Annotated in this window: 12 protein-coding genes; 6 read left to right on the top strand and 6 right to left on the bottom strand. The window is 39.3% G+C overall.

Annotated elements, in window-relative coordinates:
- The 3 genes from B806_RS0107530 to B806_RS0107520 all read left to right on the top strand — a co-directional run.
- Positions 1-4543: BapA/Bap/LapF family large adhesin (locus B806_RS0107530; RefSeq protein WP_017402809.1), on the top strand; the 4543-nt coding region annotated here is incomplete at its 5' end.
- A 146-nt stretch (positions 4544-4689) separates the two neighbouring features.
- Positions 4690-6345, top strand: coding sequence for a poly alpha-glucosyltransferase (locus tag B806_RS0107525; RefSeq protein ID WP_017402808.1), 1656 nt, complete (start codon positions 4690-4692; stop codon positions 6343-6345).
- Complete coding sequence (locus tag B806_RS0107520) at positions 6342-8072, top strand: CapA family protein (protein WP_017385763.1); 1731 nt, start codon at positions 6342-6344, stop codon at positions 8070-8072. Before B806_RS0107525 ends, B806_RS0107520 begins: the two co-directional genes overlap by 4 nt.
- Here B806_RS0107520 and B806_RS0107515 read toward each other — a convergent pair.
- The gene (locus B806_RS0107515) at positions 8069-8785 is read right to left on the bottom strand and encodes a metalloprotease (RefSeq protein ID WP_017385764.1); all 717 of its coding nucleotides are present in this window, start codon (positions 8783-8785) and stop codon (positions 8069-8071) included. The two genes, B806_RS0107520 and B806_RS0107515, sit on opposite strands and share 4 nt — an antisense overlap.
- Positions 8786-8866: 81 nt before the next feature.
- On the opposite strand from B806_RS0107515, the gene B806_RS0107510 reads away from it, so the two are divergent.
- A complete protein-coding gene (locus tag B806_RS0107510; RefSeq protein WP_079381158.1) occupies positions 8867-9196 on the top strand; it encodes an MGMT family protein in 330 nt (109 codons plus the stop codon).
- Positions 9197-9221: 25 nt separating this feature from the next.
- A complete protein-coding gene (locus B806_RS0107505) occupies positions 9222-9971 on the top strand; it encodes a hypothetical protein (protein WP_017385766.1) in 750 nt (249 codons plus the stop codon).
- Between the two features lie 40 nt (positions 9972-10011).
- Here the strand turns inward: B806_RS0107505 and B806_RS0107500 are convergent, their stop codons facing one another.
- From B806_RS0107500 to B806_RS0107490, 3 genes are all read right to left on the bottom strand, one after another.
- The gene (locus B806_RS0107500; protein ID WP_017385767.1) at positions 10012-10449 is read right to left on the bottom strand and encodes a universal stress protein; all 438 of its coding nucleotides are present in this window, start codon (positions 10447-10449) and stop codon (positions 10012-10014) included.
- Between the two features lie 121 nt (positions 10450-10570).
- Positions 10571-11203 (bottom strand): CatB-related O-acetyltransferase, encoded by a 633-nt coding sequence (locus B806_RS0107495; protein WP_017385768.1) that lies wholly within the window; start codon positions 11201-11203, stop codon positions 10571-10573.
- A gap of 111 nt (positions 11204-11314) precedes the next feature.
- Entirely contained in the window at positions 11315-11707 is a 393-nt protein-coding gene (locus B806_RS0107490; protein ID WP_005067589.1) for a RidA family protein, read from the bottom strand.
- Positions 11708-11846: 139 nt separating this feature from the next.
- On the opposite strand from B806_RS0107490, the gene B806_RS0107485 reads away from it, so the two are divergent.
- Positions 11847-12434: a TetR/AcrR family transcriptional regulator gene (locus B806_RS0107485; protein WP_017385769.1), complete on the top strand. Its 588-nt coding sequence runs from the start codon at positions 11847-11849 to the stop codon at positions 12432-12434.
- 81 nt (positions 12435-12515) lie between these two features.
- Here the strand turns inward: B806_RS0107485 and greA are convergent, their stop codons facing one another.
- The gene (greA, locus tag B806_RS0107480) at positions 12516-12992 is read right to left on the bottom strand and encodes a transcription elongation factor GreA (protein WP_002115570.1); all 477 of its coding nucleotides are present in this window, start codon (positions 12990-12992) and stop codon (positions 12516-12518) included.
- 88 nt (positions 12993-13080) lie between these two features.
- The gene (gene carB, locus B806_RS0107475; protein ID WP_002115574.1) at positions 13081-16311 is read right to left on the bottom strand and encodes a carbamoyl-phosphate synthase large subunit; all 3231 of its coding nucleotides are present in this window, start codon (positions 16309-16311) and stop codon (positions 13081-13083) included.
- Between the last annotated feature and the right edge of the window lie 2 nt (positions 16312-16313).

Below are 16313 nucleotides of genomic sequence, written 5' to 3'. Positions count from 1 at the left end.
CGAGCTAGGCACAGACGGCACCTTCAATGCACAAGTGGCGTTGGGACCAGATGCGCTTGACGGCACAGTAGTGAATATCAACGGTACCAACTACACCGTGACAGCAGCTGACCTTGCAAACGGCTTCATCACTGCAGCGATTCCTGTAACAGGCGAAGGCCCTGTGACCATCCATGCAGAAGCAGTGGATGCACAAGGTAACCTTGATGTTGCTGATGCAGATATCACCGTGACTGTAGATACCTTGCCTGCAGACCTGATCGGTGCGATCACGATTCCTGAAGACTTAAATGGCGACGGTATCTTGAATGCAGACGAGCTAGGCACAGACGGCACCTTCAATGCACAAGTGGCGTTGGGACCTGATGCAATCGATGGCACGGTGGTGAATGTTAACGGTACTAACTACACCGTGACAGCAGCTGACCTTGCAAACGGCTTCATTACAGCGACTCTTGCCGCAACAGCAGCAGATCCTGTGACTGGTCAGATTGTGATTCATGCTGAGGCTGTAGATGCACAAGGTAACGTAGATGTTGCAGATGCAGATGTAACGGTAACTCTAGATGTTACTCCACCTGATATCACTACAGCTGTGTTAGCAATTGACCCAGTTACTGCTGATAACATCTTGGATGCGACAGAAGCTGGTGGAGCAGTGACCTTAACAGGTATATTGACCAACATCCCTACAGATGCAGTAACAACAGGTGTTGTGGTTACTGTAAATGGTGTTGACTATACAGCCACAGTTGATGCCGTAGCAGGTACTTGGACAGTTGATGTAGCTGGTAGTGGTCTTGCAGCAGATTCAGACTTAACTGTTGATGCTACTGCGACATTCACAGACCTCGCAGGAAACGCTAGTACACTTCAAGATACGCAAACTTATACTCTTGCAAGTTCTATCATTGCTTTCGATAACACTGATACAGCAGTACTTGCACCTCAACCATTGCTTGTACAAGATGATGCAGCACTAGGAAGCAACACTTATCTAGCACTTGTATCGCTTGCTGGACTTGATTTGCAGTTAGGGTCAGAGTCAATCGGCTTTACAGTGGGTGCTGGTCAAGAAGGCAATGCGACCTTTACTTACAGCGCTTTAATTGGAGTAGATGCATTATCTGATTACTCTCTAGTAGTTCAGAAACTTGACCCAGTAACAGGCCAATGGACTTCGGTCTATGGTGGTGGCCAAGCAGATATTCTTGATCTTACTTTACTAGGTTCAACTCCTGGTGTGGTTCTTGAAGGTCTAGAAGAAGGACAATACCGTGCATTCATGACTTACAACGGTCTTCTAGGTATCGGTTTACTGGGTACCTTAACAGGCACAATGGATGTTTATGACACAACACAAGTAGGTGGATACTATACCGAAGTTGCTGATGGGAATGTGATTACTGATATCAATACCAGTGGCGAAACAGACGTTGTAACCGCTACGACTGTAGTTACAGCAGTAAATGGTCAGCCTGTTACAGCGCTAGATACTGTGATCAACGGGTTGTACGGTACTTTGGTAATCGATCCAGACGGTACATACACTTATACCCCTACTGCAAGTGCAGCAGGTGTAGGTCAAACAGATGTATTTGTCTACACATTAACTGATCCTGTAACTGGTGATACGGCTCAAGCAAACCTCAATATTCAATTGAGCTCTGTGAAAGCAGTGGATAATGTTGTAACTGCAGAGATCAACCCAGAACCGTTGCTTGTTGCAGATGATGTTGCGTTAGGTAGTGCGAGCTATCTTGTAGCTGTATCGTTAGCTGGTCTGGATTTACAATTGCTTGGTAACGATGCAATTGAGTTTACTGTTGATCCAAACCGTGAAGGCACAGCAACGTTTACTTTCGATGCCTTAATCACAGCAGATTTACTCAGTAATTATGCGATTGTTGTTCAGAAATTTGATGAAGTAACAGGCCAATGGGTATCGATTGGTGGTACTAACCCAGAAGCATCACTCATCGATCTATCACTTATCGGTGGAACACCAACAGCTGTACTTGAAGGATTGGATGCTGGTCAGTACCGTGCATTCATTGGATATGAAGGTTTAGTCGGTGTAGGTTTAGGCGGAACATTAACTGGTACGATGGATGTCTACAATCCATACATCGTGGCTAGTTACTCTGTTGAACCGATCTCTGGCAATGTCATCAAAGATGCGAGCCTCACTGGTGAAGTTGATGCAGCAAGCAGCAGTGCTGTGATCTCTCAAGTGAATGGTGTTGCGGTTGATGCAGTTGCTGGTGCAACAATCACTGGTACATACGGTACATTGGTGATCGACCAAGATGGTAACTACACTTATACCCCAACTGTAGACGGAGCAAACCTAGGTCAGGTAGATCAATTTACCTACACCTTGCTTGATCCTGTAACAGGTAACACTTCTGAGGCAACACTTTACGTTCGTCTCGATAGTGACAGTGTAGATATGACTTGGAACGATGCAGATCCATCTCAACCAGCTGTAATTACTAGTCCGCTTCCAGTAGATGCGATGGATAACGTTGCTTCAGCTGAAATAGACATGGTTTATCCTGTAACCACTGAGGTACTTGATAACGCGATTAGCTATAACTGGTTACTCGGTGTGGGTGGTATTGTTATCGGAGCTAAAGAAGGTACAGCGACATTTACAGTTGATCCAGGTAATCTGACTGACGCCATTATTGCAGTGAACTTTGGTTCGGTTGCTACGGTTGTCGACGGTTTACATGTGGTATTAACACGATTAAATCCAGATGGCACTCGTACTGTAGTTGCGGATAGTTCTGATACTGGTGTGATTGACTTGTTAGGTATCTTTGGTTCTGAAGTTCAATTCAAGATTGATAACTTAAGTGCCGGTACTTATGAGTTATTCATGGAAAGCAACACACTTCTTACAGCTCTAGGTAGTGTTACTGCGGATATCACGTTGAATCATGGTGATATCACTCAACCACCTGTACTAGTTGTTGACCCTGTAACTGGTAATGTACTTGCTGATGATAACTCTGCGGTTTACGGTACAAACTATGTGCCGGACTACATTACAACAACTTCAGTAGTAACTGCTGTTACAGCTGAAAATGGTAATACAACTACAGTTGTAGCGGGTACTCCTGCAACGGTTGTAGGCGTATATGGAACTCTGACTATTAATGCAGATGGTACTTATAGCTATCAAGCAACTGCGGATATGGCGAATGTAGGTAAAGTTGATAGCTTCACTTACACAGTGACAGATCCAGTGACTGGCAGAACTGATACCGCTACATTACATGTTCAAGTTGGTTCGCCAGATGTTGATGTCACTTGGAATACAGCAGATCCTTCGGCAGATGCTACTCTTCCAACACCATCTGTAACAGCTGATACAGATGATGCAACAATCAGTATGGAACCAGTGGTAGATCCAGTTGTGGATGTTGCGAGCGGTAACGTGACTATCGGTAACCTAGCTGGCTTCCCACCACTACCTGTGTTAAGCAGTACAGTAACCTCTAGCCAGTTTACAATAGCTGCAAATACAGTAAGTGATGTACATGTACAGTTGAACTACACTGCATCGTTAAGCTTGTCGGCTCTTCCAACGACTGGATATACAATTCAGCAATTGGTTGGTGGAACATGGGTAAATACAGCATACTCTGGTTCTGCAACAGCATTGGCAGGTGTGTTGGGTGCTCCGGCATACTCAGCAGATGTACCTCATTTGTCAGAAGGGACTTACCGTGTAGTATTCAGCTTATCAAGTCTGATTTCTCTAGGTACTGTAACTCTAGACTCTGTAGTGACAACTACAGCGACTCATCTAGACCAATACACACCAGATGGTCAAACAGACTGGATTACTGGAAATGTCCTTACTAATGATGTCGTAGAAGGTACTCAGCTCTATGTAATGAACTCAACAACTGGCACTTATGAACTAGCTGCTGGTCAAGGAGTGAATACAGGTGAAGGTACATTGTATCTATACAATGATGGCTCTTACTTCTACAAACCATTAGACAGCGCTGCAAATGCGACAGTTGATGTGATTGATTACAAGTTAGTTTCAGTGATCGATGGTAGTGAATATGCCTCTACATTGACGATTAACTTGAGTCAAGAGTTGAATAGCCTTGCAGTAAGTACTGCAGCAAATGATACATTTGCTCTTGGTAATGGCTCTGATACCTTGATCTACAACACATTAACGGCTGCAAGCGTAACTAATGCAACTGGTGGTAACACAACAGCTGGTGGTGTAGATGTATGGACTGACTTCCATGTGGGTAATACTGCAACGGATGATCAGGCTGATAAGATTGACTTAAGTAACTTGTTAATTGGTTCTCAAACTAACTTAACAATCGGTCAATATGTGTCAGTAAGCTACGATGCTGGTACTCAAACTGCGACAATCAGCGTAGACCGTGATGGTGGATTACTTGTAGAAGGTACTTACACTGAAACACCATTGCTTCAATTGACTAACCTTACTGGTCCAGTCACATTGAATGACTTGATCAACAATGGTCAAATCATTTTCTAATCTGACAATCGAGTTATAGAAAAAAAGAGCCTTCGGGCTCTTTTTTTATGTTTAAACAATACGTTAACTTAGCTTTTTATATGTTCATGTTATGATGCATTGAAAACTTTATAGAACAACAAACAACGGATAGGGACTGATTTCGAGTGACGGCATTTTTAAACTTCCAAAGACAACTGAACCTTTGGTTAGAACATATCGCTCCCCATGTTTCAGATCTTCAAAAGAAGACGATTTTATTTATATCTTATGGGCCTAAAGACCAAAGATGTAATGTCTGGCATAGTGAAAAAACAAGCTTTTCACAAGCAAAAATACAATTATTAGCCTTCATTAATGACCAGTTTGCACATGAGTCACTTGTTGATTATATAAAAATTGATGTTGCATATAATTTAACGAAACAAGCTTGGAAAGTAGTAGAGCAGCAAGTCCATCATCAATTTCACAATAACCACTACCGTAAAGGTATTGGGTTTGATGAACAATGTTCAGTGGCTTTTCTGGAGCAAGAGATTTATGGAAAGGCAATTATTCGAGGTTTGAGCTATGACAAACCCAACTTTTTTGATGAAACAAACCTAAATTATGCAATTAAGCAAAAATATAACGCGACTAAACCACAGATTAAACTACAAGAGCTACAAGACATTTGGACTTTTGATACCTACGCAGCATTTTATGAAAATGGGCAATTCATTAATTTAGCGAGCGGTTATGATGCGAATGGTATTAGGGCGATTTCGAGCAATAAGAAACAGCATTTTCAGTCGTTAATTGAAAAAAATTCGGCATTTTTGCATGATCAAATTCAAGAAAATGGCAAATTTATCTATGGCTATTTTTCTGCCTATGATCGAGATATTCGTAACTACAATACGGTACGCCACTGTACCTCGGTGTATGCGTTGCTGGAAACATTTGAAGTGCAGAGCAAACCAGAATATTGGCCCAAGATACATGCTGCTATCCAATATTCACTGACCAACTTTTATAAAGAAAAAGACTCAGAAACTGCTTTCATGATTGATGGTAAAGAAGGGGAATTTGAAATTAAATTAGGTGCCAATGCGGCTGCTATTTTAATGTTAACTAAATATCAAGAAATTACTCAAAAAACTAATTATCAAAAATATGCAGAGAAACTTGCAAATGGTATTTTAAAATTAGTCGATTCAAATGGCTCAACAACTCATGTATTAAATTATCCAGATTATGATTTAAAAGAAAAATTCAGAATTATTTATTATGATGGTGAAGCTGCTTTAGCTTTATTAAGGTTATATCAAATCAACCAAGATTCTAGATTATTAGAAACTGTTAAATTAATGTTTGAATGTTTTATTGATAAGAGATATGAAAAATACCATGATCATTGGTTAAGTTATTGTACAAATGAGCTCACTAAAATATGCCCTGAAGATAAATATTTTATTTTTGGTTTAAATAATTATTTAAAACATTTTATTTTTATTCGTAATCGAAAAACGACTTATGCGACTTTACTAGAAATGTTAATGGCTGCTTATAAAATGGTAAGCCGCTTAAAAGAGCAGGGACGTACAGCACTTTTTGAGCAGGCGTATATGCCTGAGCTTCAAAAATTAATTGAATTTAGAGCTGATTTTCAAACGACAGGCTTTTTTTATCCGGAAATGGCGATGTATATGGCGCGACCAGATAAAATTTTACATGCATTTTATATTCGCCATGATCGTTTTCGAGTACGGATTGATGACCAAGAGCATAACTTATCAGGTTATATCGCTTACGTAAAAGATTACAAAGGTGATGAGTCATGAAGTATCAACCCGTTGAAATCAAATTATTAACTCATATCGATACTACAAATTTTGATGAAGCTATATGGCAATTCGAATTTGACGATGATATTTCAACATTACTGCTAATCGACTATGCACTAGAACAATTTCAACAAAAAAAAGTGCAGGCTCAAGATGTCTATGTTGTGCCACAAGATATGAGTAAGCACATTGGACAGCAAAATTTAGGTTTAAAAGCTTCTGAAAGCTATACATTTACCGAGTTATTGCAGTTCTTAATTTTTACTCAAGCAGTAGATGTAAAAGAAGCTTTAAGTAGTATGCTTTGCGGTACAAATGAGCAAGCTTATTTAATTTTCTCTAAAAGAGCCGCTACCTATAACTTAGCTTTAAAAAATGAAGCTACTCAAAATCAGCTAAAACATTTGTTTCTATTACTCAGAAAAATTTATAGCTATCCCAATGAAATAAAAAAACTATTCTTTATAAAAGAGCTGAATTTTCAAGGAAAGTCCTATCTTCCTCAGACCTCATTAATGGCACAGAATGTAGTAGAGGTCTTATATCTTACAAATTCTTTTAGAAAAATTTATCTGACGTTCTTTGAAGAAAACCAAACGATTGGTTTCTTTCTTTTCTTAGATGATATTCATCGTGCAGAGCACTTGATTCCTTATTATCATTGTTTTCAAGCACAAACTGTAAGACCTAAAGTTTGCTCAGCTCCAAGTGGCATTATTAACATTCTAGGCGATACCTACTTTGGGGAAATCTACACTGAAAAACGTAAGGCTAGAAGGCAAACAGATAGCCTGCAACAATATGGATATAACCATTCATTTGAAAAATTAAAAACTTTTTTAGGTGAACATGACTTAAATATTGCTAACTTTGAAGCGGTATTTTCTTTAGAAAACCAATCTCCTTTAGATCATAAAAAGCCTTTTATTCTTAAAGCTGATGCTGAACAAACATTAGCAGCATTCAAAAATATTCACCTTAATCATGTGGTGTTGGCAAACAACCATCTAAAAGATTATGGGGATCGCGGGCTGACCTATACATTACAACAATTGGATCAGGCTAACATTTCTTATATTGGTGCTGGTGTAAACCAAAAAGATGCTCATAACTACTTTGAGCTCTCTTTTGAAAATAAGCGCTATGCTATTTTTAACGGATACTGGCACAGAGATACTGCCTATCTCGATTATGATTTTTATGCTTTAGGTCATAAGAGTGGGGTCGCGTGTTTAAATGGTGTTTTGCTTGAACAAATAGGTCGCTATAGGCTGACTCATCCTGAACATAAAATTATTGTTATTTGCCATTGGGGTGTCGACTTTAAGCATATTACAAAAGAGCAGAATAAGCTTGCTACGATTCTAACCCAAGCTGGCGCTGACCTGATCATTGGTCATGGTGCTCATACTATTCAACCTGTCCAGATCATCAACCAAAAGCCAGTCGTGTTTGGTATTGGCAATGCTGTGTTTAATAGCAATGGCGAATATGAAAAACACAATGCTTTACCATTTGGTTGTATAGCAAGGTTAGATTTGTCAAAAGACTTACTTCGTCTTTATCCAATTTACACCAATAATTTGAAAACATTTTGGCAGCCGTATCCAGTCAATGTTGAAGATTTCTTAAAGGCTAGTACCTACATGACATCTTTACTAACCCCTGAAAATTACATAGCTACCCAAGATAATTTAGGAGCATATATTGAAATTAAATTTTAGGGATATTGTTTGTATGTCGATAAAATAGTTTGAAGTTGTACTGGCGTAAATCCTAAATTTCTTAAGCCACCACTTCCTAATTTACATTCGGCGCTTGCCATGATGTTGGTTGGGGTACGTTTTGTAGCTTTTGGTGCACAAACATGTTTTAGTCCAAACACATGTCCCATTTCATGTACGCTACCAGCCTGAATATTATAATTGAGTCGGTTCCAGTCTAATAAAATAAAGGGTTTGCCATTATTACGAAAAGCTCTACTTGTTACATCTTCAAATTTCCATTTCGTTGAGTAGGCATCATAAATAAAAACAATCACTTCTTTACTTGCAGTTCGTTTCGGAAAACACGTATTTACACTGGCAGGAATGGTTTCAATCGTAATTGGGTAGGGCTGATTAATCTGTTGTTTTAAATCACAATGTAATTTTGAAAACTCTTCATAAGGAATATAACGATGTAATTTAAATTTAAAAATTTTATGATTTTTATCATCTACATAGTATTTATTTAATATTTTAATTTCCTTACGCATCTGTTGATAATTATCAAACTTTGTAGCTTCTGGAGAGTTGGTTGTAAAAACAAAAGTGACTGGAATAATAGGGCGGCCATCTGTAGAGACTTTAGGTGTTTCTCCTAAAGGAAGAGGAGGGCGTGTAGTACAAGAAACGCATAGTAAAGTGCCAGTAATCACCAGTAATGTTTTTTTCATGCAGATTTCCCTCAAGCCCACCTTGGATTGCATTTAGTTTTGTTCAAAATTTTTTATATGATATGAATGATGTCAATTTTTATGGAGTCCACTTTGACAACTCAGTATGAACTACATCGGCAAATTTTAGAAGTCATTGCTTTGATTCCTTACGGAAAAGTTGCAACCTATGGACAAGTGGCTCGTATGGCAGGATTACCAAAACATGCAAGATTAGTGGGCTATGTTTTGAAACATCTTGAAGCTGATCATCAAGTTCCTTGGTATCGTGTGATTAATTCTCAAGGCAAAATTAGCCTAAGTAAGTTTAATGAAAGAGGTGAAAATATTCAGCAATTAAAATTGGAAGCTGAAGGTATTTATTTGTTAAATGGTAAAGTTGACTTAAAGCAGTTTGCTTGGCAGCCTTAATATTTATGTTAGAGAGTAAATACACATGCAAAAGAATAATAAATGGTGTAGCGGAGCAATATTACTTTTAAGTTTGATGGCGCAGGTGAGTTATGCTGAAAAGGATATTTCAACTCAACCTTTTGCAAATATAAAGGCTTCTCAGCAAGACATAGATTTGATATGCAAACAACTGAGACAGAAATGCAGTGGTGAAGCTATCCTGTGGAAGGGAAAAAATACGCAAGATTCGATTTATTACCTAATAGATGAAAGTCCACAAATTGTTCAGGTTAAGAAGCAAAATAATCAATATAAAGTAGTTGATCAATGGGACTTTAAAGATTATCAACATCATAATAAAGAGCCTCACACCGATGATTTGGCACCAGATGGATTACAAATCTTTCCAGCTTTATATCCATTAAATAAAAATGGGTATGCAATCGCAGTAGTTAATAGATGGTTTACGGGTTACTCAGGAGGAGGGCGTTTTGAAGAAAATGCTGACTTCATTAAGCTCAAACCTCATGGGGAGTATCAAGTTGCACTAAAAGATATTGCTTTTTCTTCACGAGAAATGATTCGAGCATGTTTTTCAGAACAAGATTATAAAAAATCGCCCCATTGTCATGATGAGGCATGGATGATACTAAACATTCAATTTAAAGATGTGGGACAACCATATTATTTATGGCAATTAAATTATAAAAATTATTCTTGGGAAGCTTTCAAAAGTAAAAAAACAATAACGGTTGAGCAATCGCGTGAAGAGGTTATGCCTTTTAAGAAATAGAAGCCTATCTAGCTCACTTTAGCCAGACAGGCGTCTCACTTTAGCGAACAATTAACACGGGAATATGGCTTTCCCCTAAAACTTTTTGTGCAACACTTCCCAACACGAGTTTTCGGACTCCCGTGCGGCCATGAGAACCCATGACAATCAGATCTGCATTTAAGTCTTGAGCAGCTTGAATGATTTCCTCATGTACAACAAACCCTTCTAACAGTTTGGCTTCAACAGTAATGCCTTCGTTGGCAAATTCTTGTTTTGCTTTTTCTAAAATGTCGAGCAAATAAGTTCTTGTACGTTCAATCAACTCATTAGTTTGGCCAGTTTTTACGTAGACATCAGCAATAAATGGGTCAAGTGCCATCACTTGTACAACTGTAATTTTACTATTTAACGCTTTTCCCAGCTTAATGGCCTCTTTCATGGCGACCATAGAAGTTTCAGAACCGTCAATTGGTACCAAAATATGTTGATATAACATGAGTATTTTCCTTATTGTAATGATGCTTATTTATTAATACTTTATACTTATTTTTTGACGATTTAAATTCAAGCACGTAATCATTTGTGATTTTATAACAACAAATTTTTTAGATAAATTTTTATAAATTGCGCAAATTTTCTATATGTGTAGATAAAGCATCAATATCATCAGTTTGAAGATATTCACGTATTTTCAAAATTTGCTTCTCATCTAAATCATAAAGTTTTAAAGCAAGTAGTTTGTCGATTTGTTCTTGAGGAAAGCGATATTTAATAATTTTCGCAGGCACTCCACCTATAATTGCATAGGGAGGAACATCTTTAGTTACTACGGCTCCAGTGGCGACCACTGCGCCTTCACCTAGTTTGACACCTTGCATAATCATTGCACGGCTACCAATCCAGCAGCCATCAGCAATAATAGTATCACCAGCCGCCAAAAAACTATGAGTATCAAAAGGAAAAGTTGAAATCCAGTCGGGTCTATGAAGCTGATTACCACCCATCATGATTACACACTCAGCGCCAAAACAAACAAAATTGCCAATATAAAGTTGGTCAATTGGCTTGTCTGGAGTAGAGGGCTTGTCATGTAAATAACGTACTACACAACGCTCAAAGCCTTGATCCCAATAGGCCGAATAGTAAGAATAATTTCCTTTAATATGGATATTTGGATTTCTCACAGTTTTGGAAATAAACTCAAATTCGCACCAATGACGAACAGGGGAGCCAATTAACTTTTCAGCCATAAGGGAAATATAAAAAAGAGAATACGCCATTATACCGAATTGCGATTCAAGCTGAACCCATAATCTCAGCCCAGCCAGTGAATCGAATGTTAAAGCGCGTGCTAATTTGAACTAATTATTATGAGGAATACGTGCAATAACTTTAATCTCAAAATCAAAGCCTGCTAACCAAGTTACGCCCACAGCGGTCCAATTAGGATAAGGCTTTTGTGTAAAGATCTGATTTTTAACTTTCATAATGCTTTCAAACTGCCGTTCTGGATCGGTATGAAAGGTGGTGACATCAATAATATCATCGAAAGTACAACCAGCTGCTTTCAGTGTCTCTGCTAAGTTCTTAAAAGCTTGGATCACCTGTTTTTCAAAATCAGGTACAGGTGAGCCATCTTCAAGGCTACCAACCTGTCCTGAAACAAAGAGTAAATCTTTCGATTGAATTGCGGCTGAATAACCATGCTGTTCATATAAGGCATGGCGGTCTTTAGGAAATATTGCAGTTCTCATCAGGTTTGTTCTCCTTCAGTATTTAAATACCAATCAGTAAATGTCGCTCAGGTTTCACATACGCCTCGTATGTAAACATAATTGACATACGAGGCGTATGTCAATTAAAATTTTTTGTGATGATTAGCTGGTGAAATACATGTCTGTTCGTGAACAAAAGATGGCGGAAACCCGCAAGAAACTGATTGAAGTAGCACGTCGTGCATTTGCTGAATATGGCTATACAGATACTTCAATGGATAAACTCACGGCAGAAGCAGGGTTGACCCGTGGGGCGCTGTACCATCATTTTGGTGACAAGCGTGGTTTATTTGCTGCAGTGGTCGATCAAATTGATTCACAGATGGCAGAATATGCCCAGCAGCATTTAGAGCAGCCTGATGATCTTTGGGAAGGATTGCTACTTGAAGGGCAGACCTATATTCAAAATGCTTTAAATCCTGAGTTTCAGCGTATTGTGTTACGTGACGGACCTGCAGTGCTGGGCGATCCAGCGCATTGGCCAAGTCAAAATAGATGTCTGCAGTCTACCCGTGAGTGTGTTGAACAGCTATTGACAGCAGAACAAATTAAAATTGTAGACCCAGAAGCGGCAGCAGTGCTTTTAAATGGGGCTACCATGAACGCTGCATTATGGGTGGCTTCTAGTGAATATCCTGAACAGGTACTTCCTGAAGCATTAAATGCTTTTAAAATCTTTGCATCAGGCTTTTTAAAAGATGCCTAGTGAATTTTTTTAATATTTGTCTGAAATATAAAAAACCCCTCAATTGAGGGGTTTTATAGTTTAAGTATATCTATTTATAAATTAAAGATATTCTACACTTACGATTTCATATTCCACTTCGCCTTGAGGAGTAACGATTTTTACTTCATCACCTTCACTCTTGCTCAAAAGGCCACGTGCGATTGGTGAGTTCACTGAGATTTTATTGATTTTAAAATCAGCTTCATCATCACCAACAATCTTATAAGTCTTGCGTTCTTCAGTATCAAGGTTTTCAATCGTTACCGTAACACCGAATACAACACGACCGTTTTGTTCTAAGTCCTTAACATCGATGACTTGTGAAGCACCCAATTTTCCTTCGATATCTTGGATGCGTCCTTCACAGAAACCTTGCTGTTCACGAGCAGCATGGTATTCTGCATTTTCTTTTAAGTCCCCATGTTCACGTGCTTCAGCAATTGCTTGAGTAATACGTGGACGTTCAACAGATTTCAGATGTTGTAATTCTTTCTCTAAGGCGATTTTACCTTCAGGGGTCATTGGATAACGTTGCATTTCGGTCCCTCTTAAGTTGAGAAAACACAGTTAAAAAAATGAAAAAATCCCGCCACCGATAAGGTGACGGGACTTATCGGTAAAAAAATTAACCTACAGTTAAATCTTGCAAGCGGTATACATCCATTGGCAATTTCACAGCAAAGGCTTGGCAAACAGCTTCTGCGCCATTGATAGTCGTTGTGTAATACACTTTGCCTTGTAGGGCAGCACGACGAATCATTGCAGAGTCATATTGAGCCTGTTTACCTTCAGTGGTATTGACAATAAGGTGTATTTCACCATTTTTCAAGCGGTCAACAATATGTGGACGACCTTCAGTAACTTTATTTACAGATTCGCATTCTAAACCTGCTTCTTTAAGCACTTGGTAAGTACCACCTGTTGCAACAAGCTTGAAACCATATTCAACTAATTTCTTAGCGATATCAGCGATGTATTTCTTGTCAGATTCACGTACTGATAAGAAAGCATGTTTTACTTCGCCTTCAGTTGGTAAACCAGGTAAGCGTTCATTTGAGCCTAAAACAGCTTTATAGAATGCTTCACCAAATGTTTTACCTACGCCCATCACTTCACCTGTAGATTTCATCTCAGGTCCAAGCATAGGGTCTACGCCTTGGAATTTAGCGAATGGGAAAACGGCTTCCTTCACAGCAAAGTGAGTTGGAATGATTTCTTTAGTAAATCCTTGAGACTCAAGAGATTGACCTGCCATACAACGCGCAGCAACTTTCGCTAAAGAATCACCAATACACTTAGATACGAATGGAACTGTACGTGAAGCACGTGGGTTAACTTCAAGAACGTAAATATCGTCACCTTTTACAGCGAACTGAACGTTCATCAAGCCAACAACGCCAAGTTCTTTTGCCATCGCAATCGTTTGACGACGCATTTCATCCTGAATTTCTTTTGATAAAGAATAAGGAGGAATCGAACATGCAGAGTCACCTGAGTGAATACCAGCTTGTTCAATATGCTGCATGATGCCGCCGATCACAACGTCTTTACCGTCAGATACACAGTCAACATCAACTTCAGTTGCGTCATCTAGGAAACGGTCAAGAAGAACAGGGGCTTCGTTAGACGCCTGAACTGCTTCACGAAGGTAACGTTTAAGTTCTTCTTCGTTATATACGATTTCCATTGCACGACCACCTAATACATAAGATGGGCGAACAACAAGCGGATAACCTACTTTTGCAGCTTCAGAGATACCTTCTTCAGCAGATTTTACAATGCTGTTGTTTGGTTGACGAAGCTGTAAACGTTGAATCATTTGTTGGAAACGTTCACGGTCTTCAGCACGGTCAATCGCATCTGGTGATGTACCGATAATAGGAGTACCTGCTTCTTCTAAAGCACGTGCCAATTTAAGCGGAGTTTGACCACCGTACTGTACGATTACGCCTTTAGGCTTCTCTGTACGTACGATTTCAAGTACATCTTCAAGTGTTACAGGCTCGAAGTATAGACGGTCAGATGTGTCATAGTCGGTAGAAACAGTTTCAGGGTTACAGTTTACCATGATTGTTTCGTAACCGTCTTCACGCATAGCTAATGCAGCGTGTACACAGCAGTAGTCAAATTCGATACCTTGACCAATACGGTTTGGACCACCACCAATGACCATGATTTTGTCGCGGTTTGATGGATTTGCTTCACATTCTTCATCGTAAGTTGAATACATGTATGCAGTACCAGATTCAAACTCTGCTGCACATGTATCAACGCGTTTGTAAACTGGATAAACACCCAAGTTCCAACGTTGTTTACGGAATTGCTTTTGCGAAATGCCCATGAGGTGAGCAATACGAAGGTCAGATAAACCTTTACGCTTGAACGAACGGATGTTGTCAGCGTTTAAGTCACCAAAACCTAAAGTTTTCACTTGAGCTTCAGTTTTAATGATGTCTTGAATTTGGATAAGGAACCAGCGGTCAATCTTAGTCGCTTCAAAAACTTCATCTAAAGAGAAACCATGACGGAAAGCGTCCGCTACATACCAGATACGCTCAGGACCCGGAACTTTAAGTTCTTTTAGAATAATTTCTTTTGCATTTGTTGCACCAGCTTCGATTTTTTCATCAAAACCGCTTACACCAACTTCAAGACCACGTAATGCTTTTTGTACAGATTCTTGGAAGTTACGGCCAATTGCCATGACTTCACCAACAGATTTCATCTGAGTGGTAAGAACTGGTTCAGCTTGCGGGAATTTCTCGAAGTTAAAACGAGGAATCTTCGTTACAACGTAGTCAATTGATGGTTCGAAGCTTGCAGGAGTTATGCCACCAGTGATGTCATTTTTCAATTCATCAAGGGTATAACCAACAGCAAGTTTTGCTGCGATTTTAGCAATCGGGAAACCTGTTGCTTTAGAAGCAAGCGCAGATGAACGAGATACACGTGGGTTCATCTCGATCACAACCATACGTCCGTCTTTCGGGTTAATACCGAACTGGACGTTAGAACCACCTGTTTCAACACCAATTTCACGAAGAACTGCAACTGAAGCATTACGCATCAATTGGTATTCTTTGTCAGTTAATGTTTGAGCTGGTGCTACAGTAATTGAGTCACCAGTGTGTACGCCCATTGGGTCGAAGTTTTCGATGGCACATACGATAATACAGTTGTCGTTTTTGTCACGAACAACTTCCATTTCGTATTCTTTCCAACCAATTAAAGATTCATCGATCAATAACTGGTGAGTAGGAGAGAGGTCAAAACCACGTTCACAAATCTCAAGGAATTCTTCACGGTTATATGCAATACCGCCACCCGAACCACCCATTGTGAATGATGGACGGATAATTACTGGGAAACCAAAGCGTGACTGGATTTCTAAAGCTTCTTCCATTGTTTCAGCAATGGCAGCTTTTGGACATTCCAAGCCAATTTTACGCATAGCGATATCGAAGAGTTTACGATCTTCGGCTTTCTCAATTGCGTCTTTAGTTGCACCAATTAATTCAACATTATATTTCTCAAGAACGCCGTGCTCATCAAGTGCAAGAGCACAGTTCAAAGCAGTTTGGCCACCCATAGTTGGCAATACTGCATCTGGACGTTCTTTTTCAATAATCTGTGCAACTGTTTGCCAAGTAATTGGCTCAATATAAGTTGCATCAGCCATTGAAGGGTCTGTCATAATGGTTGCTGGGTTAGAGTTAACCAAAATAACACGGTAGCCTTCTTCACGAAGTGCTTTACACGCTTGAGCACCTGAGTAGTCAAACTCACATGCCTGACCAATCACAATCGGGCCAGCACCAATAATTAAGATGCTTTTAATATCCGTACGTTTAGGCATTA

Source organism: Acinetobacter sp. TG2027 (assembly GCF_000302435.1).
Lineage (GTDB): Bacteria > Pseudomonadota > Gammaproteobacteria > Pseudomonadales > Moraxellaceae > Acinetobacter > Acinetobacter pittii.
The sequence above is the reverse complement of the archived record's forward strand: the minus strand, read 5'-3'. Positions and strand labels throughout refer to the sequence as shown.